At 50.2% G+C, this 25,643-nt stretch carries 21 protein-coding genes; 13 read left to right on the top strand and 8 right to left on the bottom strand.

The window, feature by feature from the left end; translation table 11 throughout:
* Positions 1–18 precede the first annotated feature (18 nt).
* Genes ACTJJJ_RS01020 through ACTJJJ_RS01010 form a run of 3 tightly spaced genes read left to right on the top strand, consistent with a single transcriptional unit; the run spans position 19 to position 6,215 of the window.
* Complete coding sequence (locus ACTJJJ_RS01020; protein ID WP_440701162.1) at positions 19–3,453, top strand: SusC/RagA family TonB-linked outer membrane protein; 3,435 nt, start codon at positions 19–21, stop codon at positions 3,451–3,453.
* 10 nt (positions 3,454–3,463) lie between these two features.
* Positions 3,464–5,302 (top strand): RagB/SusD family nutrient uptake outer membrane protein, encoded by a 1,839-nt coding sequence (locus ACTJJJ_RS01015; protein ID WP_440701161.1) that lies wholly within the window; start codon positions 3,464–3,466, stop codon positions 5,300–5,302.
* Between the two features lie 25 nt (positions 5,303–5,327).
* Positions 5,328–6,215 (top strand): DUF1735 domain-containing protein, encoded by an 888-nt coding sequence (locus tag ACTJJJ_RS01010; protein ID WP_426295182.1) that lies wholly within the window; start codon positions 5,328–5,330, stop codon positions 6,213–6,215.
* A gap of 54 nt (positions 6,216–6,269) precedes the next feature.
* Here ACTJJJ_RS01010 and ACTJJJ_RS01005 read toward each other — a convergent pair whose 3' ends face one another.
* The gene (locus ACTJJJ_RS01005; RefSeq protein WP_440701160.1) at positions 6,270–7,040 is read right to left on the bottom strand and encodes an SDR family oxidoreductase; all 771 of its coding nucleotides are present in this window, start codon (positions 7,038–7,040) and stop codon (positions 6,270–6,272) included.
* Positions 7,041–7,077: 37 nt separating this feature from the next.
* Positions 7,078–7,833 (bottom strand): SDR family NAD(P)-dependent oxidoreductase, encoded by a 756-nt coding sequence (locus ACTJJJ_RS01000; RefSeq protein WP_188931614.1) that lies wholly within the window; start codon positions 7,831–7,833, stop codon positions 7,078–7,080.
* Positions 7,834–7,938: 105 nt separating this feature from the next.
* Here ACTJJJ_RS01000 and ACTJJJ_RS00995 point away from each other — a divergent pair, with 105 nt between their 5' ends.
* Positions 7,939–8,292, top strand: coding sequence for a winged helix-turn-helix transcriptional regulator (locus ACTJJJ_RS00995; RefSeq protein WP_188931616.1), 354 nt, complete (start codon positions 7,939–7,941; stop codon positions 8,290–8,292).
* Positions 8,293–8,342: 50 nt separating this feature from the next.
* Here the strand turns inward: ACTJJJ_RS00995 and ACTJJJ_RS00990 are convergent, their stop codons facing one another.
* Positions 8,343–8,897, bottom strand: a complete 555-nt coding sequence (locus tag ACTJJJ_RS00990) for a fasciclin domain-containing protein (protein ID WP_188931618.1) — start codon at positions 8,895–8,897, stop codon at positions 8,343–8,345.
* A gap of 336 nt (positions 8,898–9,233) precedes the next feature.
* Here ACTJJJ_RS00990 and ACTJJJ_RS00985 point away from each other — a divergent pair, with 336 nt between their 5' ends.
* From ACTJJJ_RS00985 to ACTJJJ_RS00975, 3 genes are all read left to right on the top strand, one after another.
* Entirely contained in the window at positions 9,234–9,947 is a 714-nt protein-coding gene (locus ACTJJJ_RS00985) for a ferritin-like domain-containing protein (RefSeq protein ID WP_188931620.1), read from the top strand.
* Between the two features lie 29 nt (positions 9,948–9,976).
* Positions 9,977–10,768 (top strand): ferritin-like domain-containing protein, encoded by a 792-nt coding sequence (locus ACTJJJ_RS00980; RefSeq protein WP_188931622.1) that lies wholly within the window; start codon positions 9,977–9,979, stop codon positions 10,766–10,768.
* 282 nt (positions 10,769–11,050) lie between these two features.
* Entirely contained in the window at positions 11,051–12,637 is a 1,587-nt protein-coding gene (locus ACTJJJ_RS00975; RefSeq protein ID WP_440701159.1) for a DUF4394 domain-containing protein, read from the top strand.
* 215 nt (positions 12,638–12,852) lie between these two features.
* Here ACTJJJ_RS00975 and ACTJJJ_RS00970 read toward each other — a convergent pair whose 3' ends face one another.
* Both ACTJJJ_RS00970 and ACTJJJ_RS00965 read right to left on the bottom strand, forming a co-directional pair.
* Positions 12,853–13,623 (bottom strand): ABC transporter permease, encoded by a 771-nt coding sequence (locus ACTJJJ_RS00970; RefSeq protein WP_440701158.1) that lies wholly within the window; start codon positions 13,621–13,623, stop codon positions 12,853–12,855.
* Entirely contained in the window at positions 13,620–14,384 is a 765-nt protein-coding gene (locus tag ACTJJJ_RS00965) for an ABC transporter ATP-binding protein (RefSeq protein ID WP_440701157.1), read from the bottom strand. The genes ACTJJJ_RS00970 and ACTJJJ_RS00965 overlap by 4 nt, the downstream gene beginning before the upstream one ends.
* Before the next feature lie 201 nt (positions 14,385–14,585).
* On the opposite strand from ACTJJJ_RS00965, the gene ACTJJJ_RS00960 reads away from it, so the two are divergent.
* The 6 genes from ACTJJJ_RS00960 to ACTJJJ_RS00935 all read left to right on the top strand — a co-directional run bounded on the left by ACTJJJ_RS00960 (position 14,586) and on the right by ACTJJJ_RS00935 (position 19,389).
* Positions 14,586–15,620 carry a sensor histidine kinase gene (locus ACTJJJ_RS00960; RefSeq protein WP_426295190.1) on the top strand — a complete coding sequence of 345 codons (1,035 nt, stop codon included), beginning with the start codon at positions 14,586–14,588 and terminating at the stop codon, positions 15,618–15,620.
* A 6-nt stretch (positions 15,621–15,626) separates the two neighbouring features.
* Positions 15,627–16,343: a LytR/AlgR family response regulator transcription factor gene (locus tag ACTJJJ_RS00955; RefSeq protein ID WP_440701156.1), complete on the top strand. Its 717-nt coding sequence runs from the start codon at positions 15,627–15,629 to the stop codon at positions 16,341–16,343.
* Between the two features lie 101 nt (positions 16,344–16,444).
* The gene (locus tag ACTJJJ_RS00950) at positions 16,445–17,050 is read left to right on the top strand and encodes an RNA polymerase sigma factor (protein WP_440701155.1); all 606 of its coding nucleotides are present in this window, start codon (positions 16,445–16,447) and stop codon (positions 17,048–17,050) included.
* Positions 17,047–17,532, top strand: coding sequence for a hypothetical protein (locus tag ACTJJJ_RS00945; protein WP_440701154.1), 486 nt, complete (start codon positions 17,047–17,049; stop codon positions 17,530–17,532). The genes ACTJJJ_RS00950 and ACTJJJ_RS00945 overlap by 4 nt, the downstream gene beginning before the upstream one ends.
* Positions 17,533–17,553: 21 nt before the next feature.
* Entirely contained in the window at positions 17,554–17,976 is a 423-nt protein-coding gene (locus tag ACTJJJ_RS00940; protein ID WP_188931638.1) for a hypothetical protein, read from the top strand.
* A gap of 21 nt (positions 17,977–17,997) precedes the next feature.
* A complete protein-coding gene (locus ACTJJJ_RS00935) occupies positions 17,998–19,389 on the top strand; it encodes a S41 family peptidase (protein WP_440701153.1) in 1,392 nt (463 codons plus the stop codon).
* A gap of 51 nt (positions 19,390–19,440) precedes the next feature.
* On the opposite strand, the gene ACTJJJ_RS00930 is transcribed toward ACTJJJ_RS00935, so the two are convergent.
* Genes ACTJJJ_RS00930 through ACTJJJ_RS00920 form a run of 3 tightly spaced genes read right to left on the bottom strand, consistent with a single transcriptional unit; the run spans position 19,441 to position 25,615 of the window.
* Positions 19,441–20,925 carry a DUF1501 domain-containing protein gene (locus tag ACTJJJ_RS00930; RefSeq protein WP_440701152.1) on the bottom strand — a complete coding sequence of 495 codons (1,485 nt, stop codon included), beginning with the start codon at positions 20,923–20,925 and terminating at the stop codon, positions 19,441–19,443.
* 5 nt (positions 20,926–20,930) lie between these two features.
* Entirely contained in the window at positions 20,931–24,173 is a 3,243-nt protein-coding gene (locus ACTJJJ_RS00925) for a DUF1553 domain-containing protein (RefSeq protein ID WP_440701151.1), read from the bottom strand.
* Positions 24,173–25,615, bottom strand: a complete 1,443-nt coding sequence (locus ACTJJJ_RS00920) for a c-type cytochrome domain-containing protein (protein WP_440701150.1) — start codon at positions 25,613–25,615, stop codon at positions 24,173–24,175. The genes ACTJJJ_RS00925 and ACTJJJ_RS00920 overlap by 1 nt, the downstream gene beginning before the upstream one ends.
* Positions 25,616–25,643: the final 28 nt, after the last annotated feature.

Here is a 25,643-nt window from a genome sequence, read left to right as displayed (position 1 = left end):
ATCCTAACCTGCCGATTTATGAATTTAAAGTTACAGCTGATAAGGTTTTTCTGCCTTTGTCTTGCAAGCGGCGCAATTCCAAATCCGGTTCAGAGCCAGCTCCTTGCCGATTCGAAGACGATTTCGCGCCAGTCGGACACGAGGCCGCAGTTGAAGGAGCTGGCAGATATGCTGTTGATACTTAAAGACAAATATCAGGTGGATTTGCTCTTTGAGGAGAAAATCCTGCATAAGATCATGGTTCCGGCCAATAGTATCCGTCCATCGGCATCCTTCGAAGCCAACCTGGAATTTCTGCTGGAGTCCACAGGGATACGATTCAGGAAGGTGAAGAAGGGCACCTATGTGCTGCTGGATGAAAAAATAAATCCTGCACCGATACAAAAAACACCGGGGGGTATTTCCGGTCAGCCGGCGGAGGGCAGCACGGTGAAGGCGTTGGAGCTCATGGGGAGAAAGATCAGGGAATTTTCGAAAACTAACGCGGATGTGCCTATTACCGGCCGTGTTACGGATGAAAAAGGGGAAGTACTTCCCGGTGTGAATATCACGGTGAAGGGTACTTTACGTGGAATATCGGCGGATGCGTCCGGCAATTACAGCCTGATGGTACCCGCAGGCGACGTAACGCTCGTTTTTTCCTTTGTCGGGTATGTAACCCAGGAAGTACAGCTTGCCAACCGCAAAACCCTCGATGTGATCCTGCGCCCGAACAATCAAAACCTGGACGAGGTAGTGGTCGTCGCGTTCGGGACCCAGCGGAAAGAAAGTATCGTTGGGGCGATTTCGACGATTTCTGCAAGCGACCTGAAAGTACCCGTCAGCAAGCTGAGCAATGCGCTGGCCGGTCAGATCGCGGGTATCGTCTCGGTCCAGGGAAGCGGCGAACCCGGCTCAGGGTCGAGTTTCTGGATTCGCGGCATCAGCAGTTTCGGGGCCAACAACACGCCACTGATCCTGGTAGATGGTATCCAGCGCTCTATGGACCTGGTCGACCCGGAGGATATAGAGTCCTTTTCAATCCTGAAAGATGCCAGCGCGACGGCCGTTTATGGTGTGAGAGGTGCAAACGGCATTGTCCTGATCACCACGAAAAAGGGTAAATATTCTGATAAGCCAACCATTAATGTCCGCTACGAAAGGGGCTTTCTTGCCCCCACGAGGTTGCCCAAGCTGGCCAATGCAAGCCAGTGGATGGATTACTATAACGACATCAGTTATGACGCAAACGGATCCACCCCTTTCCCCGATCATATCAAACAGAAATATCTCTCGGGCGAAGATCCGGACCTTTATCCTAACGTAGACTGGATGAAGACGATTTACAAAGACGCGACAACCAGCAACCGCTTGAACCTGAATGTATCGGGTGGCGGTAGGATCGCCCGGTATTATGTTTCCGGTTCGTATTACAATGAAAACGGCCTTTTCAATCCGGTCGTCAGCAAGTCGTACAACCCTTCGGTGAGTTACAACAAATTCACCTTCCGGTCAAACCTGGATGTCGACATTACCAAATCCACAGAATTAAGCCTTAACCTGTCGAATACCTACGAAAATAAGAATCGCCTGGGAGTCAACATGGATGCCATGTATGTAATGGTAATGACAACGCCGCCTATTTCCATTCCGCCTTATTATTCCGATGGTACGCATGCCCAGCCGCTGGTCGGTGCCAATCCCTACTATTCGCTGAACTCCACGGGCTATTCCCAGGATTTCTGGAATACGTCGCAGTCGCTGATGAGCCTCACGCAGGACCTGGGTGATTTTTTGCTGCCGGGTTTAAAATTCAATATCAAGTTTTCATGGGATGCGACCAATGAATCGACCCTGGACAAAAGAAAAAATCCGGCGACTTACTACGCAACAGGCCGTGACGATAACGGGCGGCTTATCCTCCATAAGAACACCGACGGAAGCGATTATCTGTCATTGGCGAGATCCAACCGCGGCACGAAAACGACCAATCTCGAATCGTCGCTGAACTACGACAATGCATTTGGCGATCATCGCATAGGAGGATTGTTTCTATTTACCAGAAGAGAACATACCAACAATTTTCCTGGCGATTACATCCAGGCGTTCCCCTACCGCAACATCGGCATTGCGGGGCGGGTGACCTACGCCTTTCAAAACAAGCTCTTCTTCGACGGCAACTTCGGCTACAACGGCTCGGAGAACTTCGCTCCTGCCCACCGTTTCGGTTTCTTTCCCTCGATCGGCATCGGATATAACCTGAGCAGGGAGAAATTCTTTCAGAACCTGTTCCCGGCGGTTAACCTGATGAAGTTCCGGGGTTCTCACGGGTATATCGGAAACGACCAGATTGGCGGCGACCGCCGGTTTGCCTACAACTCGGAAATGAAGTATTCCAATTCATACACCTTTGGAACAACCGGCCAGAAATACATTACCGGTATTGCCACGGGAAACCCGGGGAACCCCAATGTCGCCTGGGAAGAAGCGATCAAAACCAATATCGGGTTTGAGCTGGGTATTTGGGATAAGCTAAAATTGCAGGTCGATTATTTCAACGAGCGCCGCGACGGGATCTACATTTTACAACAAAGTGTGCCATCGGTGGTGGGGATCAATGTAGCGCAGTATGTGAACCTGGGGCAAATGGCGAACCGGGGCGTGGACGGCTCTGTCGAATACAGTTATGTGAAGGGCGACTGGCTGCTTTCGGCCCGCGGCAACTTCTCCTACAACCGCAACAAGGTGATTTACAATGATTCACCAACCCCGATATACGGCTACCAGGAAATTGCGGGACAAGCCTACGATCAGCAATTCGGATTGGTTTCAATGGGACTATTTAAGTCGGTGGAAGATATTGAACAAAGCCCCGTCCAGAAGTTCGGGTCGGTCGTGCCCGGTGATATCAAGTTCAAGGATATCAACGGGGATGGTGTGGTAGACAGCTACGACAGGATAGCCATCGGACGGACCACCGTGCCAGAACTGTCATATGGTTTCGGATTGAGCGCCAAATATAAACAATTCGACCTGTCGGCATTCTTTCAGGGAACAGGGCACGTGACCAGGATCATTGGCGGAGACCCGGTGCAAGGACCTCAGGGAAGTATCCTCGTAAACGGGCAGATCCTGGCCGACGCGGCCGAGAAAAGATGGAGCCTGCACAACCAGAACCCGAATGCCGAGTACGCGCGGATGTCCCTGGCTTACAATGAAAACAACCGGCAGGCGTCTACCTTTTATCAGAGGGACATGAGCTTCATCCGATTAAAGAACGCCGAAGTGGGTTATACCGTGCCGAAACGGATTGTCAACAAGGCGAAAATCTCCAACGTGCGGATTTACGCACAAGCAGTTAACCTGTTCACTTTCAGTAAATTCAAACTATGGGACCCCGAGCTGAATGCCAGCTTCGGGAACATCTACCCGCAAATGAAAACGGTAAGCTTCGGAGCAAGTCTTAATTTTTAATACCACGAACATGAGAAACTTTTCCATCATATCTGTCCTGTTATTGAGTGTGATCGCCTTCTCGTCTTGCAGCGACTACCTCTCGGTAGAGTTGAAGAATGCGCTTACACTCGAAGAAACTTTCAATAAAAGGGCTACTACTGAGGCTTATCTTGCTCAGGTTTACAGCTTTTTGCCCGATGACTCCGACATGGTTGGCGGCGAAGCCTCCGTCGTTCCCAGATCGGACGAAGGCATGTTCTCCTGGTTGTCGGGCGTGTCGTGGCTCAACATGAACAACGGCTCATGGGGACCTACCACGTCGTCGTACGTGACCTGGAAAAATAGCTACACCGGTATCAACCAGGCGACAATCTTCATGAATAATGTCGATAAGAACGTGGAGATTGGCCCTGCCGAAAAGGAAGTAATGAAGGCCGAAGCCCGTTTTATCCGCGCGTTTCTGTACTTCAACCTGCTGCGGAAATATGGTCCCGTATATATCTGGGGAGACAAGGATCCCGATATTTCCATACGGCCGGAGTCGGTGGACCGGCACACGACGGAGGAAAACTTCGCATTCATCTTGTCGGAATTCGACAAATGCATAAGCGTCCTGCCCGTAACGATCACCGAGGACGCCTGGGCGGGACGGGTTACGAAAGGGGCTGTGCTCGCTGCCAAAACCCGTGCTACGCTTTATGCCGCACGTCCGCTTTTCAACGGCGCCGAGTTTCTCAAAGGAATGGTCAACAAGGAAGGTAAACATATCTTTCCTGAAAACGCCGATCCCGGAAAATGGGAAACCGCCGCGCGAACAGCGAAAGAGCTGATCGACATGAACCAGTACGCATTGTACACGGACAATAGCGAAACAGACCCCATGCGCAAGGCGATCAAATCTTACCAGGGTATATTTTTCAAATTCTGGAATTCGGAAGTGATTTGGGGCCGTTGGCTCGGTGCCGCGAATGCATGGGTCGTGAGGGCCAACCCACCAAGAGTGGTCAAAGAGGGTTACGGTGGATATTCGCCGTCTCTCAAATTGGTCGATACTTATCCAATGGCGGCCAGCGGGCGCTATCCGGTGACGGGTTACGATGCGAACGGCTATCCGGTCATAGATCCGAAATCGGGTTATCGCGAAGAAGGCTTTACGCCCGGCTACATCCATCCGGTCGACAACTGGAAACCCGTCAGGGCGCACAACAGCACGGTCGGCCGCGATGCGCGTTTTTATGCTTCCATTCTTGCCAATGGGTTCAACTGGTACAATCGCGGGGCCGGCGACAAGGTCGTTACATTTCATACCGGCGGCACTTCGGGTTACCAGGCTTCGGGAGATTGCGTGAAGGCAGGCTACCTGTTCAGGAGAATGAGTGACCCGAATAACAATACCGAAAACGGACAATGGGGACAATTCTGCTGGCCTATGTTCAGGTTGGCGGAGATCTACCTCAGCTATGCCGAGGCCTGCAATGAAAAACCGCAGCGGAATGAAGCGGATGCCTTGCTTTACATCAATAAGGTCAGAAACCGGAGCGGATTGAACAATTTACAGGTAGCATATCCGGAGGTAATCGGGAACCAGTCGCTACTGCGGGAGTTGATCCGCAAAGAGCGCATGGTAGAAATGGCCTTCGAATCGCACCGCTACCACGACGCCCGCACATGGCTTATTGCAGAAAAGGAATTTGTTGGTCCCAATTATACCAGAAACGTTGCTGCGACCAACTATGACGATTCGTGGAAGCGCTCCTCGACATTATTTCCCGGCACCAGGGTTTTTGAAAAGAAACATTACTTCTTCCCTATTAACCAGGAGCAGTTGAACGAAATGAAAAACTTCACACAAAATTATGGATGGTAGCCACATGAACAACCGACCTACACGTATGAACAATACAAACAGCCTGTCACTACTCCTGATCTGCCTGCTCGCCATTGTCGCATCAGCCTGTGAAGATCGCCGCATGAATAACATGGCCGAAGACAAGGTCTCACTCAACGATTTTGGTGAAAATGTGCAAAAAGTATTCAAATGGGAAAACTCCACCTACCAGCTTCGGGTCATCAAAAGCGGGGCCGGACAAACGGGCGGTGAGGTTACGCTCAGTGTCGACAAGTCGGTCCTGGACAAATACGGTGATACCTATACGCTACTACCGGATGAGCTCTACAAGGTTAAGACACCGCTCATTTCCCTGGGAAAATCAGATTACAGCGTCCCTTTTGAAATAGAATTTAATGCTGCCGGAATCGAAGCATTGCAGGCTGAAACCAAACTGCTGTATGCCGTACCTTTCCGACTTTCGTCCAATACGATTAAACCTGCTGCGGAAAGTCAGCTTTATTCCCTGGTCGTTCCCAAAATACTGAGTCCTTACATTCATTTTAAAACAGCAGGCCTTGCTCCCGATGCCTCGACCGTCAGCTTGGCAAATTCGCCTTCTGAATCAAGGTTTTACGCTTTTCTTCAAACCAATTATCATAACAAAACAGACTTGCGATATAAAGTCGAAATAAGCGAGGCTGCCTTAGCGGCCTACAACCTCGCCAATGGTACAACCCACAAACTCCTGCCCGCTGAGGCATATAAGCTTGACGAAAGCAGTTTTGTGATCGCAAGTCTGAACGACGAGCAGGCATTCTCCTATTACCTGCTGAAAGGCAAAGTTGCCAATGGCGAATACATGCTGCCGCTTAAAATTACATCGGTTTCGAAATATGACATCGATCCCGCCCGGTCGACGATTTTTATCCCTGTTAAGATTCAGGATTAACCGGCAGATCGCATCAGGCCATTAATCAGCACAATAGTCTGAATCCTCGACTGCTCATTTCATCATACTGATATTCGTCATGCCACCGTCCGCGAGAATTTCCGTTCCCACAATAAAAGCCGAGTCAGTCGAGGCCAGAAACACCGCCGCCTTTCCAATGTCGGACGGAAGACCTTGTTTGCCGATTGGAATAATGTCGATCCAGGCTTGCTTTACCTGCTCCAAATGCGCTTCGGGAACCAGTTTGCCGAATACAGGCGTATCGATCGAGCCCGGTGAAAGGGTGTTGACCCGGATGTTTCTGGCCAGCAAATCCAGCGACAGGCCTTTCGCAAGCGAGATAATGGCCGCTTTGGCGGCACTGTAAATCGCCATGCCCGGCGCGGCGCGGTGGGCGGCGCTCGATCCGATCAGGATGACCGACGCTCCATCGTTCAGGTACGGCAGCGACTTTTGAACGGTGAAATAGGCGCTTTTAAGGTTTAAATCCATATACCGATCGTAGCCTTCCTCGGTCACATCGCTGATCGGGCCCATCGGCATGCCGTCCACCACACCGCCTGCATTCACGACCAGCACATCGATCTTGCCGAATGTTTCAGATGTTTTTTGAAAGATATTTTCCAAATCATCCTGGCTGGTAACGTTGCCCTGTATACCGACAAATCCGTTGCCCAATGCCTGGACGGAGCGGTTCAATGTCGTCTGGTTTCGTCCGGTGATCGCACCTGTTGCACCCTCATTTTTGAATGCTTCCGCGATACCAAAGCCGATACCACTATTGCCGCCGGTAATGACGGCCACTTTGTTTTTTAGCTTGTCCATGTGTTTTGTATTAAATCAATAGCGAGTTTGGGAGCATTTACAGCCCGTAAATACCGCCCGAAACGGAGATTTTTTCTCCGGTAATCCAGGCTGCGTCGTCAGATGCGAGGAACACGGCTACTTTGGCGATGTCGTCGGGCTGTCCCGTGCGGCCAAGCGGCGTGGTGTCGATGAGTTTTTTTTCAAAATCGCTACCGATGAAGCCTGCGCTGCGTGCGCCTTCGGTTTCTACCACGCCGGGCAGAATGGAGTTGATTCGTATGTTTTTGCCGCTGAATTCCTTGGATAATGAAATCGTAATAGCATCCAGCGCAGCCTTGGTGGCCGAGTACACCGATCCGGTCGGGAGTGGCGTGCGGCCTGCTTCGGAGCTGATATTGATGATATTGCCGCCAGCATCGCCAAACAGTTTCAACGACTCCTGGATAGCGAGAATGGAGCCGAATACATTGATATTGAACTGTTGATGGAAGGTCCCGGCCGACACCTGTTCGATCGGCTCGTACTGATAAATCCCCGCATTATTGACCAGAATATCCAGCGAACCAAATGCATGTTTCGTCTCCTCGAACATGCGCACGACATCGTCTTCTTTTGATACGTCACCTTTTACAGAGATGGCCCTGCCTCCATTTTCGGTAATGGCTTGCACCACCTTGTCGGCATCTTCCTTACTGGATGCGTAATTAACCACTACTTTTGCGCCCTCTGCTGCGAATTGTTTGGCGATCGCCGCGCCTATGCCTTTGGATGCGCCGGTCACCAAGGCCACTTTGTTTGCTAATCTGTTCACTTTTTCAATCCATTTAAGTTTGGATTACAAAGCTAGGTCACGTTAGTTACTTTTCGTAACTTTGTGTCGAAAAGTAACAGTAACATCCAGGTAACAAAGTAACATATGGAGTGCGAACCACGTCAGATCGATAAGCATAAAAAGGAAATGATGGCTGTCCAGGATTCGATGGACGTGCTCAGCGGCAAGTGGAAGGTTTCGATCATTTCATCCATTTGCTATTATAATAAACGGCGGTTTTCCGACATCCTCAACGATGTGGATGGTATTTCCAACAGGATGCTCAGCAAGGAATTAAAAGAGCTGGAAATCAACCAGCTGGTAAAACGGACGGTGCTCGACACCCAACCCGTGACTGTCCAATACGAATTGACGGAGCACGGTCTTACGTTAAAGACCATCATCAATAACCTGACCGATTGGGGTATGGAGCATCGCAAAAAGATCATCGGAGGATAAGCCGGCAGGAAATTCTCCTACCGGCTTCGCTACGCTCAACCCGGCCCATCTTACTTGGGCATCAGCACTGTATCAATTACGTGAATTACCCCATTAGACTGAAAAACATCAGCAATGGTGACCATCGCTTTGTTTCCTTTGGCGTCGGTCAACACGATTTTCTTACCCTTCTGCATGGCAGTAAGCTCTCCTCCTCCCACAGTTTTCAACATTGCTTTGCCGTCTCCATCCTTGATAGCTTTCATCAGATCGGCGGCGCTCATGTTGCCCGCTACCACGTGGTAGGTCAAAATGCCTGTCAGCATTTCTTTGTTTTCTGGTTTTACCAACATGTCAACCGTTCCTTTCGGCAATTTATCAAACGCCATGTTGGTCGGCGCAAATACGGTGAATGGCCCCGGGCCCGATAAGGTTTCTACCAAACCCGCGGCTTTCACGGCTGCTACCAGTGTAGTGTGATCCTTGGAATTGACTGCATTCTCGATAATGTTTTTGGATGGGTACATAGGTGCCCCCCCGACGGTTACGGATTTCTCTTGCGCAAACGAATAAGTACCGATAAAAAGCAATGTGGTGAGTGCCGTCAAAAAATGTAGCTTTTTCATAGTGTAAGTTATCTTGATAGTGAAAAAAAAGTGTGTGTGATCGATCAACACGACCAATCTACGCGGGTTGCCAGGCGATTAGATCAGTTTACCCACTTATTTTCATCAAATTTCAAATAAAATACTATTAACTATCTAGTTTACAGCACTTTAAACCCATAAAAATTGGTCGATATACGTAGAAAACGTATATCGATGATTGAATTAAACATAGATTTCCAGGGAAAATATTTTTTTTCGTGCCTTGATCTTAAGTAAAAAAAGAGGCGTATGTCTCCCCGAAACTCATTCAAAATGAAAGGGAAACAAGCTCTTAAACTTTTACTGATCTAGATTATGCACACAAACAAGAAGTACGGCTCCTACGAAGTAGACGAAGAAGGGGCATCACTGGTCAACAGACGTTTGTTTTTAAGTTCGGCGGGACTGACCACAGCATTTGGTACTATGTTGATTGTAACGGGCTGTACCAAGGAAGATCACCAGATCCCTGGCATGAGTGACGCCGTAGACCTCGGCTCCGGGGATATCGGCGTGCTCAATTATGCGTACGCACTGGAACAACTTGAAGCGGCATTTTACGCAAAGGTGATAGACTCGCCTTTTTCGGGTATGACCGACGCGGAGAAGACGATCCTAACCGAGATCCGTGACCACGAGATTGTTCACCGGGAATTTTTCAAGGCAGCATTGGCAGGTAACGCAATCAAAGGATTGACTCCCAATTTCGACGGAATCGACTTTGGCAGCAGAACAGCAGTTCTGGGTGCAGCCAAATTGTTCGAAGATACTGGCGTAGCTGCATACAACGGCGCGGGAAAACTGATTAAAGACCCGAATTACCTGCTGTTGGCCGGAAAGATTGTCTCCGTTGAAGCACGCCACGCGGCAGTTATCCGTGACCTGATCAACCCCAAGTCTGCCGATTTTGCCGGTGACGACATCATCGATTTGAATGGCATGGACAAGGCCGTTGCGCCTGCTGACATTCTTGCGGCAGTCAAGGGCTACGTTAAAGACACAATTAATGGTGCTAACGTAGGTAAATAATCGTATTCACACTAACCGGATCAGACACAATGAATATTTTCAAAATTATAGATCAGTTTCAGCAAATTGACGGCGATGCCGTGGGGAGACTCGAATATGCATCGCGCCGCCACTTCATGAGCAAGGTCGGAAGTAAGCTGGCTTCCGCCGCAATTCCAACGGCATTTGCAGCGATTGTAAATAAAGCATTTGCACAGTCGGCAGCGGCTATCGATGTGCTTAATTATGCATTAACACTTGAATATCTGGAAGACGAATTCTACAAAGGAGGCCTGGCGGCAGCGAATTTGATCCCTGCATCGGATAAATCGATATTTATGCAGATCGGCAAACACGAGTCGCAGCACGTCGCCTTTCTGGTGAAAGCGCTTGGCGCGAAAGCTATTGCCAAACCTATGTTTGATTTTACCTATAAAGGGGCATTCGCCGACGTATTCAGTAACTATAACACCTTTGTGACGGTTTCAAGCGCGCTGGAAGATACGGGTGTACGGGCCTACAAAGGCCAGGCCGGAGTTTTGATCGCCGACCCGCAGATTCTGGAATATGCATTACAGGTTCACTCGGTGGAGGCGCGCCACGCGGCTGTCGCCCGCAGACTCGCGGCCACGCTATTGGGAATGCCCGCCATGAAGGGCTGGATTACAGGCAAAGAAGGAGCCGTACCGGCTATTTATGCCGGGGAAGACAATATGACCCAGGGTGGGGTGAACATTAAAGGTTTGGCTTCTAAAACGGACGCTGCTGTTACAGAAGCGTTCGACGAGCCGTTGACAAAGGATGCGGTATTAGCTATTGCCGGTCCATTCATAAAAGGTTGATTGAGTTGTATAGTAAAGCGAATTGATCGCAGTTTAAAATCCGTTGTCACAGGTACAACGGATTTTTTTATTCATAATCCAATTTCCATCGGCAAAGCCCAACGTCCCGTCAACATTCAAATCAATATCCGCAGGGCGTTATCTGTTGTTCAGTCATAGCATCCCGCTTTTAACATTCATCAAGACAATTAGGATAAATCGAAATTTAACATAACCAATAAATCCAAAGACCGGCTGGCGACGTAAGTGGGTTATCAAACTACATAACTCAATCACGTTCCTATGAAATTACTCAACTTTCGCCTGAGGCCGGTGGTTGCCGCCCTTAGCTTCATTCTCTCGTTCTCCATGTATTCCTGCGAGGATCACCGCGTGCCGCCTTCCGGGCCGTCACTCCCCGACAGGGTCTTCTACGCATTGTCGGATAACAACCAGTTGCATGAGATCAACATCCGAAACACCGCCGTGCCATTACGCACTTTTGCCGTAACCGGTCTTGAACAGGGTGATATGCTGAAAGGCATCGATTTCCGCCCGGCCACGGGACAGCTTTACGCGATCGGTTCGATGAATAACCTTTATCAGGTGAATATTAAATCCGGTGACCAGGAAGGAAAGGCTACCCGCATTGGCTCAGCTCCGATTGCCGCTACTTTGAACGGTCATATCGGTTTTGACTTCAACCCCACCGTCGACCGCATCCGGGTAGTGACCAGCTCGACTCAGAATCTGCGCCTGCATCCTGAAACGGGTGCAATTGTTCCGGGCGACTCTCCATTGAATGGTTATGACAATCCGATGATCGGCGCGGTGGCCTACACCAACAGTCGCGCGGGCGTTACCGCCGCTCCTGCGGGCGCGGGCACGACGCTTTACGACATCGACCCTTCGACAGACATATTGTACATACAAAACCCTCCCAATCCCGGCGGTTTAGTGCCGGTAGGTCCACTCGGCCTGAACATCCAGGAAGTAGGCGGATTCGATATCTCCCCCGACATAACCCCTTCTGATATTTACCCAATTGTCTCTGTCAAATTCGACGACAAATGGGAGCTTGATTTTGTCGATTTGGCTACCGGCAAACTTCAAAAACTGGGCAATTTCCCTGCTAATACGAATGTTATCGGCATTACTATCCCCCCGCTCCCTGTCGCCTATGCTTTGACCGACAGTGGTATGCTGAAAATTTTCAACCCTGAAAACGGCATGGAATACGGCACTAAGTCGATCCCAACCATCCCAGGCGTCACCTTGCAAGGCATAGATATCCGCCCGGCTAACGGCAGGCTGTACGCACTCGGCAGCAACAGCAAAATCTACGGCATCGACCTTGGAAGCGGAGCTGCGACCGAGCTGGCAAGCCTGAAACTGGCCGACAACACCCCGGTAATGCTGAGCGGAACTTATTTTGGCGTCGATTTCAATCCAGTGGCCGACCGCCTGCGTGTTGTCAGCGACAATGGACAGAATCTTCGCATTAACGTAAGCGACGGGGTTACAGCCGTAGATCAACCCCTCAAAATCGGTATGGCAGGCCCGACTCCCTTCATTACCGGCGTTGCCTATACCAACAGCTACCCGGGCACCACTACCACGATGCTCTTCGACATCGACAGCCAATCGAATACATTATACTTACAGACACCGCCCAACAACGGCGTGATGGCCGACCCGAAAGCGCTGGGCATCGATGTAAGTTCCGGCCTCGGTTTCGACATCGGTAATATCTCCGGCAAAGGTTACGCCATCTTCACAGTGGGACTCAACACCGGCTTTTATACAGTCGATCTGACTACCGGCGCGACCACGCACAAGTTCCCGTTCAGCGGACCAGTAAAAGGGCTTGCCATTGGGTTCGGGTTATAAATTTCAAGCTTTTGGAAAAAGCACCTTCCGGTTTGACCGGAGGGTGCTTTTTCACGAAAGAACGACCGCATTGATGATGGATTAGAAACTAATAGATAATGTCTGGACGGCACGGGAAGTGACTCAATCATCATGATCAGGGTTAGTATATTGTTCCCCGGTTGAATAACCGCTTCTGATGGTAAAAATGCTGCTAATCATTCAAACATTTCATGTCAAACAATATCCTTTCGGCTGATCAGCACGATGCTCGCCAATGCACCGGAAACATAAACCGCCAGACCGATCCATAAATACGAGTATTGCCAATCGGCCATTTGCAGTGAATTGTTCAGAAAACCAATGGGCCACAGGTACGGCGACGCTTGGCTGATTGCAAAGCCACGTGAAATGGCGCCTGCCATCGTGGCGAAAAGCCCGAGGCCTGCCGGCACGATAAAGCTTGCAAATTCCATACTGATGTATAGCTGAATAACAATCATCCCGCCGCCGGCCAGAAACATCAGTAAAGTTGCTTTTGATAACACTTCGTGCATAGAATATGACTGGAACCCGTAACGGGGTTTAAGAATACCCAGCAACCATCCGGCCATCTCGGAAAAGCCGTACAATGCGGCGTGGCTCATCGAGATAAGCCCCGTAAGGATCAGCAACTTCCCCGCATAAATACTCCATTTCGGCACCGGCAGACTGTATAAATAGGCGAAAGCGCGGTTCTGATGCTCCATGGCGCTATACAGCGCAGATTGAAGTGAAACGTAAATGGGGAAAACAAACAGCGCCCAGCCTACCAAAATATGCCCTGAGAAATTGTCCCAGGGATTGATATCGGGCCCGTAAAATCTGTCCCCGTCCGCATAAGCGGCTACGAAGGCGACCGTCACTACAAATAAGGGCGCAAAAAGCGCAAGCCATGGCACCAGCGTGTTTTTGATCTTGATTTTCTCCATAGCCACGCTGCGGGATAAATAACTAAAACTATTCATATTGAAGCGTTAGTAAGGTTCAGAAATATATCTTCCAGGGTTACAGCCGAATGCCCGTGCAAGTTTGGAACTGCACCGATCCGCAATTGGTATGCTTGATACAGCCCTCCTATCGGCCCTTGAAATAATAGATGGCCGTTATGGATGATCGCGACATCGGTCACCATTTTCTCCATTTCGCTCAACAAATGGCTCGATACAAAAATCGTTTTACCGTGCTCCTGGCTCAATTCAATGAGCAAGCTGCGGATTTCGCGAATCCCGGCCGGATCCAGTCCGTTGGTTGGCTCATCCAGGATCAGTAAATCAGGGTCGCCAAGCAGGGCCAGTGCGATACCCAGCCGCTGGCGCATGCCCAGCGAGTACCCGTTCACCTTTAAAGAGGCATCGTCGGTCAATCCTACCATGCGCAGTACTTTGCCTACCTGGTCACGATCTGCATTGCGTGCAAGCCTGGCGATTTCCAGATTCTGCTGCCCGGTAAGATGCGGATAAAGGGTCGGTATTTCAATCAAGGCACCTACCCTGCGCAGTATCGACAGCCGGTTACCGTTGATATCCTGGCCAAACAAGCTTATGCGCTGTTTGCCGGTTTGGATCAAGCCAAGTAACAAACGGATCGTTGTCGTTTTACCGGAACCATTTGGTCCCAGGAATCCAAAAATAGATCCCGCGGGAACTTGCAGGCTAATATTTTGAAGGATCTGTCGCTCACCGTAAGCATAAGCTAGCCGGTCGGTCTGGATTATATAGGCACTCATAGCTGTTTGATTTTTTGTCAAAAGAAACTGCTGTTTGTTGTATGACAAACCGTAATCCGTAGACCCGGAATCCCTGGCCGCCAAAAATGGATTTATAACCATCATCGGTTTGAGGGAGCTATAAATGGTGTCTGGCCTTTGGAATTGCCTGTCTGAGGGAAAAACAGAAAAGGCAATGTTGTAATTTTGTAAATTACCCGGATGATGCATATCCGACTACAAGACTTGTTTTACCGGCCATTTCCTGCTCGTTTGCCTGTCTGGGTCCATGCCGTGGTCTGGCTGGTGTACCTGATGTTTGTGCTTTACATCAATCATTTGCAGGGCCTCGATTTCCTGGTGGGCTATCCGGGCATCTACATTTTTGCCCAGGCGATTATCTTTTATTCCAATTATAACTTTCTCATTCCTTCGTTACTTGGGGAAAAGAAACTTACCTGGTTTTTACTAATTAATCTTCTGCTCGCTGCCTCTTTGGTTGGCATCTTCATTCCGCTTTATCATGGGCTGCGTGGCTGGTCGCTGGGATCGACGTTGGTAGCTTTTCCATTGTCGTACGGGGATCAATTTGTGCTTAGGTTTTTCGAGTTGCTGTTAATGGCGCTGCTGGCGTGCCTGACCCGATTTGCCGTTGACTGGTTTACTTTTCAGCAAAAAACACGGGATATGGAAAATCTTCAACTAAAAACTGAACTTGCATTCCTTCGCTCCCAACTCAATCCCCACTTTCTTTTCAACACACTCAACTCCCTGTACGCGCTAGCGATCAGGCACGCACCAGGCACGCCCGACGGCATTATGCATCTTTCACAGCTGATGCGCTATGCTTTATATGAAACTAATGAAGAACGCGTAGCGCTTTCAAAAGAGGTAGAGATGATCGAGAATTTCATCGAATTACAGAAATTGCGCCTTCCCCTCGACTTCCGCATTGATCTTACGGTCGAGGGAAATGTAAACGAGTGTGTAATAGCGCCGTTCCTGGTGATGCCCTTGATCGAAAATATGTTTAAACACGGGACTGAATTTGCTTCTATTTCTGTCAAGGTGGCCGAAAACCGCTTAACGCTGGTCACGGTTAACGGAATTCAGCAGCCTGGTGGTTATGAACCGGGCGGGATCGGCCTGGCAAATCTTCAAAGACGGCTTTTGCACCTGTACCCCGACAAATATTTCTTTCAGGTTGAAAATAGCGCCCTAGGTTTTCAAGCTACCCTCACTTTGACTTTAAACTGACACGATATGAAGATCCGTTGCCTGGTGGTGGACGATGAACGGCTGGCCCTGGAAGTAATGGAAAGCTATATTGAAAGGGCACCTTTCTTGCAATTGGCGAAACTATGTTCGACGCCGTTGGAAGCGCTTGATTTTTTATCTAGAAATACGGTCGATGTGATCTTTCTGGATATTGAAATGCCCGGCCTTACCGGTTTGCAATTGCTGCAAACCCTTAAAGCCCCTCCGGCGGTAATCCTGACCACAGCCTATCCACAATTTGCTGTCGATGCATTTGAACTCAATGCAGTGGATTACCTGCTCAAACCTATACCATTTCCGCGGTTTCTGACAGCTGTTCAAAAAGTCCAGTCGCTCATATCTGCAAAGGCAGCTGTAAGTCCTGCACTTGAAAACAGGACAAATGCATCCGCGGGGCCTATGTTTATTAAATCAGGCACAAAGACCGTGCGCATCGACTTTACGGATATCCTTTTTATCGAAGCCAGGAAAGATCATGTGTTGATTATCACAAAACAGCATAAAATTGCCACGCAGCTTTCAATGGCCACTCTCCTTGAAAAATTACCTGCGGAGCAATTCCTGAGAGTACACCGGTCATTTATTGTTTCCATTACAAAAATCGAGACGATTGAACGAGGGCGGATACTGATCGAAAAGACGGAAATACCCATTGGCGAGTTTTACCGCGACGGAGTTAATGAACGCATACGTTTCCAATAGAACTTTGCACGGCGATTCTAACGACCATTTGGCGTGCCGGCCAGGTAGTAGTCACGCTGTTTTTGCAACTTTTTTAAGCCATCGCTGTCCAATCAGTAGCAATGGATCAGAAAGAACCCCACAGTCCGACCGACCGCATATTGGTGGAAAGAGTGCTCGGTGGCAACACCAGGGCCTTCGGCATCATCATTAAGAACACAGAAGGGCTTGTCGGGCAGATTTTGTTCAGGATGATTTCTAACCGGGAGGAGCGTGCCGATATAGCTCAGGACATTTACCTGAAAGTCTTTCAAAAGCTCAGCAGCTTTCGTTTTCAGTCAAAGCTCTCGACCTGGATCGCACGAATCGCTTATAATACTTGCGTTAATCAACTTGAAAAAAACAAAACACTGGCTACCGCAAACTACTATGAAATACCAATTGAAAACGATGGTGACAACCAGGCTAACCGACCCGAATTCGCAGACCCTGGCGATCTCGAAGAGAACCTGATGGGTGCCGAATTCAGCGGCCTGCTTCAATTAGAGATCGAAAGGCTTCCTGCGATCTATAAATTACTGGTCACCCTCTACCATCATCAGGAGCTGAGCTACTCGGAGATCGCACAGATCGTCGCCTTGCCGGAGGGGACAGCCAAAAGCTACCTTTTCAGAGCACGAAAAATGTTGAGAGAGCAGTTACAAGCCATTTATAACAAAGGTTTATGAAAAAAGAGGGCCATTTATCGGATACTGAAATCCAGCAATATGCTTTGGGCGAATCAAGGATCGATCATACCTTAACGAGCCATATCGAGCATTGTCCTCATTGTTCCGCTCATGTCAAATTCTACCGGGAAATAGCGCGAAACCTGTCTTTGTCCACAGCGGAAGTCTTTGATTTTGAGCTTGCGCCACTAGTATTGGCCAAGCTTCCGGCGAAAAGGGCCAGAAAAGCAAATGAATTGGTATTCGTTATTTGCATATCTGCGATCGGCATGGTAGCCGGCACCGGCCTATTCTGGTATCTCAATGCCGGACTGCTAAGTAAAATACCATCCAACAACAGCGCGGTCATCTGTGGCTTTCTGCTGACCTGCGGTTTGCTATTTTCTTTCCTGACGACAAATCTGCGACGGGAGTACATTCTCAAAATCCGACAGCTCGCCGGCTCGGGACATTTGCAACAATATCCGGATGCGGCGGTCTAATCTGTAAACGGCTAAATAAACATGAAAAAGCGCATATTAACCCTATTCATAGCACTGCTTCCCGCCTTGGCGAGCGCGCAAACATCAAAAAGTACCTACATTGATCGTGACCAGATTGCGCTCGGGGTAACAGTCCTGCTAATTGCTTTTATACTCGTGTTCCTGTTAGAACTAACCAACCGCTATTTTCAATACCGCCTCAGAGAGAAAGTCCTTGAATCCGGCGTGACCGAGCAGCTGGCAGCGCTTTTATTGAAATCAGATCGTCGGGAAAACTTGCAGGCTTGCATCAAATGGCTCGCTATTTTCCTGGGTTTGGCTTTGGGCTTTACCATAATTGCACTTACAAACCCTCCCGTTTGGGCCGCATTGGCTGCTTTGTCGCTATGCCTATCGGTAAGCTTTATGGGGTACTACATTTTTCTAAAGAGAGCTGATCATTAATTCATTATAAATCAATCAACCATGACGCATCCGAAACTACCCATTCTATGGGAACGGGTTCTTATTGCCTTTGCCTTACTGTTGCTGCTGAGTATCGGAGGTGCGATCGGCCAGTCAAAAACGGAATCCGATTTTGACCGGCTGCTGGAACCATCACAGCTTCGCGATGATTTTCAATCTTTTCGAACGGCATTAAGCCAACATCATCCCGACATGTACCGCTACCGGCCTGAGGAATCTTTAAACCAACTGCTGGACAGCTGTCAGGCAAGCATTAGCGGTCCGATGAGCCTGATTAGGTTCAACAATCTGATTCGGTTTGCTGTCAGCGCCCTTGAATGTGGGCATACGAGCGGCAGTCTGCCCGGCGAAATAATGGAAAGCTACGCAGCGGCCGTACCGATGTTTCCGCTAAAAGTCTGGTTTGCAGATGGCCACGCGTTTGTGCTTTGCAGCAAGGATGAAAATGCACCGGCAGGATCAGAAATCCTATCGATCGACGGAGAGTCTATTGAAAATATCCGCCGGAAGCTCATGCTATACTTGCCCTCGGACGGAAAAATTGAGACGAAGAAAAACGCTACGCTGAATAACGACGCATTTCTGTTCCTGTACAACTTCATCTATGGCGTTAAAGCGACTTATAGGGTGAGTTTAGCAGCGGCAGGCGGTAATCCGCGGGAGGTCACCCTGAAATCAGCAAAATTTGAAAACACGCTTTGCCCGGCATATAAAACCGGCAGCAATGCCAAGCCGCTTGAAATTACCTACCCCGGCGACTCACTGGCCTTGCTAACCATCCGTACATTCAGCAAGCAAAGAATTAACGATGCCAATCAGGATTTTCCGGCCTTTTTGGAAACCGCATTTCAGGAACTGCAACAGAGAAAAATAACGCGCCTGATCATCGATTTGCGGGGAAACGGTGGAGGTGATGATATTTACGGCGCATTACTGTATTCTTACCTGACCGTTGAGCCATTCCGATATTTTTTGGCGCTTCAATCCAGGTCCAAGCCGGTCATGACTGCCAACGACCACCCGGGACTTGCTGTCCAGCAACCTGCCAAAATCCATTTTCAGCAGAAAGTATTTGTACTCATCGACGGGCGGACATTTTCTACCGCAGCTGACTTTTGCGCCATAGCCCGCAGCAACGGCAGGGCAATCTTCATCGGCGAAGAGACCGGCGGGGGTTATGAGGGCAACAACTCGGGAGGAACCGTGAGGGTAAGCCTGCCCTATTCGAGCATTCAAATAGCCGTACCCACAGTCAGGTACGCTAATGCAGTGAAACCAGCCAAACTGCACGGACGGGGCATTATTCCAGAATACGCTGTCACCGCTACCATTTCCGATATGCTCGAAGGCCGGGACCCTCAGCTCCAAAAGGCATTTGAAAACCACCAATAACAACCAAACAAATATTTGATTTTCAAATATTTAACTAAACAAAGCAACAGGTCACGTCAGGATCTCGTTCACCACCCTGCCGTGAACATCCGTAAGACGAAATCTCCTGCCCTGGTACTTGTACACGAGTTGTTCGTGATCAACGCCCAGCAAGTGCAGCAGGGTAGCGTGAAAATCATGAACATGTACAGGATCCTTGATAATATTGTAGCTAAAATCATCCGTCTGACCATAACTGAACCCGGCTTTCACCCCGGCTCCTGCCATCCACATCGTGAAGCATCTCGGGTGATGGTCGCGGCCATAGTCGCTGGCTGTGAGTTTGCCTTGTGAATATACGGTCCTGCCGAATTCGCCGCCCCAGACAACGAGCGTGTCTTCAAGCATTCCACGGCGCTTCAGGTCGACGATCAGCCCCGCGGTTGCGCGGTCGACCTGCTTGCATTGATTAGCCATTCCTTTGGGTAATGAGCCATGGTGGTCCCATCCCTGATGGTACAACTGAACAAACCGCACGTCCTTTTCCAGCAGCTTCCTAGCCAGCAGGCAATTGGCGGCATAGGTTCCTTTATCGCGGCTGTCGGGCCCGTACAACTCAAATACCTCGTCCGGCTCACCGGCCGTATCCATCACTTCCGGCACCGAAGTCTGCATCCGGAAAGCCATTTCATACTGCGAAATGCGCGCATTTACTTCCGGATCGCCCCAGCTTTCATTCTGCATCCGGTTGAGCTCGGTAAGGTAGCCGAGCATCTTTTCCCGGTCAGAGCCATCATAGCCTTCGGGGTTATTCAAAAATAGCACGGGGTCTTTACCGGAGCGAAATTGTACGCCCTGATGTTCTGATGGCAGAAAGCCGTTTCCCCACAATCGCGCGTAGAGCGGCTGATCTTTCGATGCGTTTTTAGAGACCAGCACAATGAATGCCGGCAAATTCTGGTTTTCGGACCCCAGGCCGTAGCTCACCCATGAGCCGATCGACGGCCTGCCGGGCAACTGGTGCCCGGTTTGAAAAAATGTGATTGCAGGATCGTGGTTGATCTGCTCGGTAAAAAGGGATTTTACAATGCAAAGCTCGTCCACAACCTGCGCTGTGTAAGGTAACAACTCACTTACCCAGGCCCCGGATTTCCCGTATTGCCCGAATTTGTAAAGCGAGGGTGCAATCGGCAGATTTGCCTGATTGGCGCTCATCCCGGTAAGGCGTTGGCCGCCGCGGACCGAATCGGGGAGCCCCTTGCCCAGCATGTTGGCCAGCTTCGGTTTGTAATCGAAGGTTTCGAACTGCGACGGCCCCCCTGCCATAAACAGGTATACCACCCGTTTCGCTTTGGGAGCCACCTGCTGTCTGATCGACTCCAACGTCTTTTCGCTCATGGGTGCGCTCCGGGCCGTATTTGATAGAAGGTTGCCCAGCGCGAGCGCGCCCAGGCCTGAGGCCGTTCGCAGAAAAAAAGCCCGTCTGTCCAATTTTTGGTTCAAATCCGCCAGGTCCGGTGTGTGCATTCGGAATGGTTCGTCGTGATGTGCTGTCATACCCTTTATCTTTTGGTTAATGTGGCATCTGAGTTTAAAATAGTGATCGCTACCACCGCATTTGCGGCCACAGCGGCTGCGTCCAGCGACGGGTCGGGCACGTACATGCCCGATTTCAGCCATCCTTTCGATTTTTCAGGATGCGACCTGAATTTATCCAACTCCATTTTTCGCAGCTTTTCAAGTACGGTTACTTCTCTTTGCTGCGGGGTTCTCCCGGTGAGTTTACGGTAGGTTTGCACGATCGCCGCACCGGTATCCTGCACTTTCGCCATTTGCTCGCCGATTACCTTGGCCGCTTCCAGGAAAGTAGGGTCGTTTAACGTCACCAGGGCCTGCAAAGGTGTATTCGTCCGCTGGCGCCTTACAATGCAGCTACTGCGCGAAGATGCGTCGAATGTCGCGAGTGTGGGGTTAGGTACCGAGCGTTTTACAATTACATACACGCTTCTGCGGTAAACTTCATCGGTTGTATCGGCCTTGTAAGTCATGCTGTTGATCTCCCACAAGCCCTCCGGCTGGTAAGGTTTGATGCTCCTTCCCCCGATTTTCGGGTTCAAAAGCCCGCTTGCTGCCAGCGCATTGTCACGGATCATTTCAGCCGAAAGCCTTGCCGACGGGCCTCTTGCCAAAAGCTGGTTATCAGGGTCTTTTTCCAAAAGTTCACGACTTGTATGGGAGTCCTGCCGGTAAGCCCTGGACATGACCATCAGCTTCACCAACCGTTTCACATCCCAGGCGTAGTCCTGTTGAAACGTCACAGCCAGCCAGTCGAGCAGTTCGAGATTGCTCGGCAACGCGCCCTGGTTACCAAAATCCTCTGCCGTTTTTACCAGTCCCACACCGAAGAAATTCTGCCAGTAGCGGTTCACGGCTACCCGGGCAGTCAACGGGTTGTCGTTGCTGGTGAGCCATTTTGCCAGTCCCAATCTGTTTTTAGGTAAACTGTCGGGGAATGCGAGGATCGCAGTCGGGGTATTTGGGAAAACCTCTTCGGCGGGCATATCATACTGGCCTCGTTGAAGCAGAAAGCTCTTTTTAGGTTTTGGCATTTCCTGCATGACCATCACTTCATTCACATTCCGGGTCGAGTCGTCGAATGCCCTGCGAAGGCGAAGGAGTTCCTCCCTTTCGATCTGCATTCCCGCATCTATAACCTGACGATAGTATGCCTGCAGTGCTTCTTTTTCATTATCACTAAGGTTTGCCTCACTTTTGCCGGCCAAGCTCGCCCAACTCGATTTGCCGGCCAATATGCGCACTTCATAGGGCGTCAGTTCCCGGTTGTATACGGCTATATCGTCCGCCCTCCCACCTTTGAAGCCCTGCCCGCGCCACCAGCCTCCGATCTGCAGCGCCGGTTCATTTTTCTGATAAAAGATAATGTCTTTGTAGAGCTGGTCGACTACTGTTTCCATGGGCGCCTCCACGCCGTCCTGGTACAGCCGGAAACCCCGGGCGGTTGACGAGCCATCGTAAGTCATGGTCAGATGTACCCATTTCTCACGCGGTACGGGCTGGCGGCTGTGGCGGGTAATCGCATTGGAGGGTGCAGTGTGCGCCATGCTAATTTCCAGCAAATTGTTCTTCATCAAGAGATGATAGCCCTTGAAATTGAATAAACGCTCCGCATTACCCTTGTGAAAGATAACCCCTTCCTTGAAATCTTTGGGGAACCAGGCCCATATACCCACCGAAAAAGGTTCCGACTTGCGGAAGACCCCTACATCTTTGAGATCCGCGTAGCTGTCCCCATTCAATACAAGCACCTGCCCGCGTACAGTCTTTTCGAATACGGGCCTATCCTTGTCTCCTGCGTCCCGCTTCATCAAACCCTTTTGCGCTTTATTGATGCTGTTGGAAAGAGAGTCTTCAAAATCATAAAGCCCCTGTAAGCCCGCTTTGGGAGTAGTCTCTCCCGCAAGTTTTTGATAATCCCCCGACGCAAGCCATTGCTGAAAACCGGTAGACGTATTTGCTCCCGACAACTTCGCCTCTTTTTCCGAAATAGCCGAACGCATAAATTGCATCAGCTTTTCCTGATTTTCATTGGGAAGCATCAGGGTCGGCGTCGGCAAGTCGTCATTCAGGGAGATTTGTCCCGCTTCCCGTACATTGTTAAAAAAACTGAACAGCTCATAGTAGTTTTTATGGGAAACCGGGTCGTACTTGTGGTCATGGCAGCGTGCGCAACCCAGTGAGATCGCCATAAATGCGTCCCCTACCGTATTGGTCCGGTCCATCACATATTCTGTCTGAAATTCCTCCTCCACAATACCCCCTTCCATATTCTGCTGATGCAGCCGGTTAAAAGCGGTGGCAATGAGCATATCCCTGGTGGGGGCACTATTTCCCGGCCCTTTCATGAGATCCCCCGCAAGTTGCAGGTGAATAAAGTCGCTGTAACGCATATTCTGGTTGAAGGAGCGGATCACCCAGTCGCGGTAGGGTGACATGTCTCGCAGGCGATCGGTCGAGTACCCGTGCGAATCCGCAAACCGGGCCGCATCGAGCCAGTCGGCAGCCATTCTTTCCCCGTAATGGGCGGAAGCCAGGAGCCTGTCCACCTGCTTTTCATATGCATTCGGGGCTTTATCCGCCACAAAAGCATCCAATTGCTCAATCGTCGGCGGAAGGCCGGTAATATCCAGCGAGAGCCTTCGGAGCAGCAGTTCTTTGTCGGCCTCGGCCGCGGGCCGGAGCCCTTCCCTTTCAAGCCCCGCCAGTATGAAATTATCAATGGGGTTAGCTACCGCTTCATCGCCAGATTTTACAGCTGGGACCGGCGATTTCTGCGGTTTGACGAATGCCCAATGCGGTTTATATTCGGCCCCATCCTTAATCCACTTCATCAATACGGCTTTTTCGCGCGCGTCCAGCGTCAGGTGCGATTGGGGTGTAGGCATTCTGAAATCGGGATCATCGGAAAGAATACGGTGTACGACCTCACTCTTGGCCCAGTCACCTGGCTTAATAGCGACCTTCCCTGAGCTTTCGGGAAGCTGTCCGAAGGCATTTTTCGGCATGTCCAAACGAAGGCCGGCTTTCTGCTTGGCTTTGTCGGGGCCATGGCATGCAAAGCATTTATCGGACAGGACCGGCTTTACATGCCGGTTATAGTCGAGCTGCGCAGGTAGTTTCGTCATCTCGGCGGTCACCTCGGCAGGTACCTTAATATCCTTGCCACCGGGGCCTTGCGAAAACCACAGTGGTATACCTGCCAGTAAAAACATCAAATATTTGATCATCACTTACTATCGTTTAACTGTACTTTATTGGTATCCGGTTTGGCGAGCTGTTGGGTACCGGTTTCTACTTTAATGTCCGGCCGCGCTTTTCGAAGCCGGCTTATGCCCTCCGGTGTAGTCTTTGTTTGCCATAAATACACCACTTTCAGGTTCGGCGAACCGGCTAGCCTGGCCAATCCTTCATCCGTGACGGACGTGCCGTAAAGGTTCAGATGTTCGAGATTGGGTAATGTGGCGAGGAGTTCAAGAGAACTGTCGGTGATCTGCGTATTTTCCAGATTCAGCCTCGTTAAGTTTTTAAATTGCGCGAGATGTTTCACGTCGCTGTCCTTAACTGGCTGGCCTGTAAACCGCAGCCGCACTACCTGGTTTTGAATGCCTTGCAGCGTCTGGACTGTTTCCGCATTGAAATCTCTCGTATTCACAAAATTGGCGGATAAGTAGTCCGAGCCGGACGACATTTTTGTAAGCGAAACGTGTTGTGCTTTCAGCCTTTGTAAAATCTGCTGGTCCGGCGCATTCACGGGCTTGCTCAGCAATGCGGCTTCCAATTCGGGTTCTTGCGGGATCGCTGCCGTCGCGTGGGAAGAGTCTGCCGGCAACGGCGGGAGCGTCGCGACGGGCTGATCGTCCCCGCTTTGGAGAATCTCCTCTATTTCTTCTTTGAATGAAGCTCCACGCTGGATCCAGTTCTGAATAATAGCGAGCTCCTGGCGCGAAAGTTGCAATTTGCCTTTGGGCGGCATATGCCGATCGTCTCCCTCGGGCAGCAGCAGATAGGAAAACAATTTGCTCCTTGCAGGATTACCCGCCACGAGTACGCTGCCATTTTTTCCGCCCTTCCGGATAAACGCTTCGGAATCGAGCCGGAGCCCCCCCTTCTTTTTAGAAGCCGAATGGCAGTTGTAACATTTGGCTTTAAGAACAGGCGCTACCTGGTCTCTGTATATAAATGTCCGGCGGATAAGCTTCTTTCCGGTCGAATCTGTAACAGCCACCACCTTGTCTTCTGATGGCACGGCGGGCTCTCCGGCCTGCAAGGCCTCTTCCCCGTTTGAAAAAAGGTATCCCTCTCCATGGGTGAGGTTCCCGCCGTAGTGCCCGGCAATGGAGAGCACAATTACCGTTATCGTGGCCGGGACCCAGCGGTATTTGACCATGAAAAAGGTTATCGTTCCCAGTCCGGCGGTCAGTAGCCCGGTCCATTGATGTATTTGAACCATATCCGGGTCATATTCACCTGATTGTGCCAGCAGCCAACCTGCCCCGCACGACAGAAAGGCAAAAAACGTACCGGCTCCCCATGCAAAGGAGACCGCTTGCCCAACCTCTGCTTTGGCGATCTTGCCAAAAAGCATAAGCGCCGCGGCGAATAGCAAAATACCTATGGGCAGATGGACCAGGAGAGGATGAAGATGTCCGATGGACCCGACGTTAAACATATGCTGAACCTGCGATAAATAAGTTACA

Source organism: Dyadobacter sp. 22481, from assembly GCF_052044875.1.
Classification (GTDB): domain Bacteria; phylum Bacteroidota; class Bacteroidia; order Cytophagales; family Spirosomataceae; genus Dyadobacter; species Dyadobacter endophyticus.
The sequence above is the reverse complement of the archived record's forward strand: the minus strand, read 5'-3'. Positions and strand labels throughout refer to the sequence as shown.

Excerpts from the sequence above, each read along its gene's own strand:
- ACTJJJ_RS00960 (WP_426295190.1), top strand. The coding sequence starts at position 14,586 with ATGATGCATATCCGACTACAAGACTTGTTTTACCGGCCATTTCCTGCT.
- ACTJJJ_RS00995 (WP_188931616.1), top strand. The coding sequence starts at position 7,939 with ATGGAGTGCGAACCACGTCAGATCGATAAGCATAAAAAGGAAATGATG.
- ACTJJJ_RS00950 (WP_440701155.1), top strand. The coding sequence starts at position 16,445 with ATGGATCAGAAAGAACCCCACAGTCCGACCGACCGCATATTGGTGGAA.
- ACTJJJ_RS01020 (WP_440701162.1), top strand. The coding sequence starts at position 19 with ATGAATTTAAAGTTACAGCTGATAAGGTTTTTCTGCCTTTGTCTTGCA.
- ACTJJJ_RS00955 (WP_440701156.1), top strand. The coding sequence starts at position 15,627 with ATGAAGATCCGTTGCCTGGTGGTGGACGATGAACGGCTGGCCCTGGAA.
- ACTJJJ_RS00920 (WP_440701150.1), bottom strand. The coding sequence starts at position 25,615 with ATGTTTAACGTCGGGTCCATCGGACATCTTCATCCTCTCCTGGTCCAT.
- ACTJJJ_RS00930 (WP_440701152.1), bottom strand. The coding sequence starts at position 20,925 with ATGACAGCACATCACGACGAACCATTCCGAATGCACACACCGGACCTG.
- ACTJJJ_RS00925 (WP_440701151.1), bottom strand. The coding sequence starts at position 24,173 with ATGATCAAATATTTGATGTTTTTACTGGCAGGTATACCACTGTGGTTT.
- ACTJJJ_RS01005 (WP_440701160.1), bottom strand. The coding sequence starts at position 7,040 with ATGGACAAGCTAAAAAACAAAGTGGCCGTCATTACCGGCGGCAATAGT.
- ACTJJJ_RS00965 (WP_440701157.1), bottom strand. The coding sequence starts at position 14,384 with ATGAGTGCCTATATAATCCAGACCGACCGGCTAGCTTATGCTTACGGT.
- ACTJJJ_RS00970 (WP_440701158.1), bottom strand. The coding sequence starts at position 13,623 with ATGAATAGTTTTAGTTATTTATCCCGCAGCGTGGCTATGGAGAAAATC.
- ACTJJJ_RS00980 (WP_188931622.1), top strand. The coding sequence starts at position 9,977 with ATGAATATTTTCAAAATTATAGATCAGTTTCAGCAAATTGACGGCGAT.
- ACTJJJ_RS00990 (WP_188931618.1), bottom strand. The coding sequence starts at position 8,897 with ATGAAAAAGCTACATTTTTTGACGGCACTCACCACATTGCTTTTTATC.
- ACTJJJ_RS00935 (WP_440701153.1), top strand. The coding sequence starts at position 17,998 with ATGACGCATCCGAAACTACCCATTCTATGGGAACGGGTTCTTATTGCC.
- ACTJJJ_RS00945 (WP_440701154.1), top strand. The coding sequence starts at position 17,047 with ATGAAAAAAGAGGGCCATTTATCGGATACTGAAATCCAGCAATATGCT.
- ACTJJJ_RS01010 (WP_426295182.1), top strand. The coding sequence starts at position 5,328 with ATGAACAATACAAACAGCCTGTCACTACTCCTGATCTGCCTGCTCGCC.
- ACTJJJ_RS01015 (WP_440701161.1), top strand. The coding sequence starts at position 3,464 with ATGAGAAACTTTTCCATCATATCTGTCCTGTTATTGAGTGTGATCGCC.
- ACTJJJ_RS00940 (WP_188931638.1), top strand. The coding sequence starts at position 17,554 with ATGAAAAAGCGCATATTAACCCTATTCATAGCACTGCTTCCCGCCTTG.
- ACTJJJ_RS00985 (WP_188931620.1), top strand. The coding sequence starts at position 9,234 with ATGCACACAAACAAGAAGTACGGCTCCTACGAAGTAGACGAAGAAGGG.
- ACTJJJ_RS00975 (WP_440701159.1), top strand. The coding sequence starts at position 11,051 with ATGAAATTACTCAACTTTCGCCTGAGGCCGGTGGTTGCCGCCCTTAGC.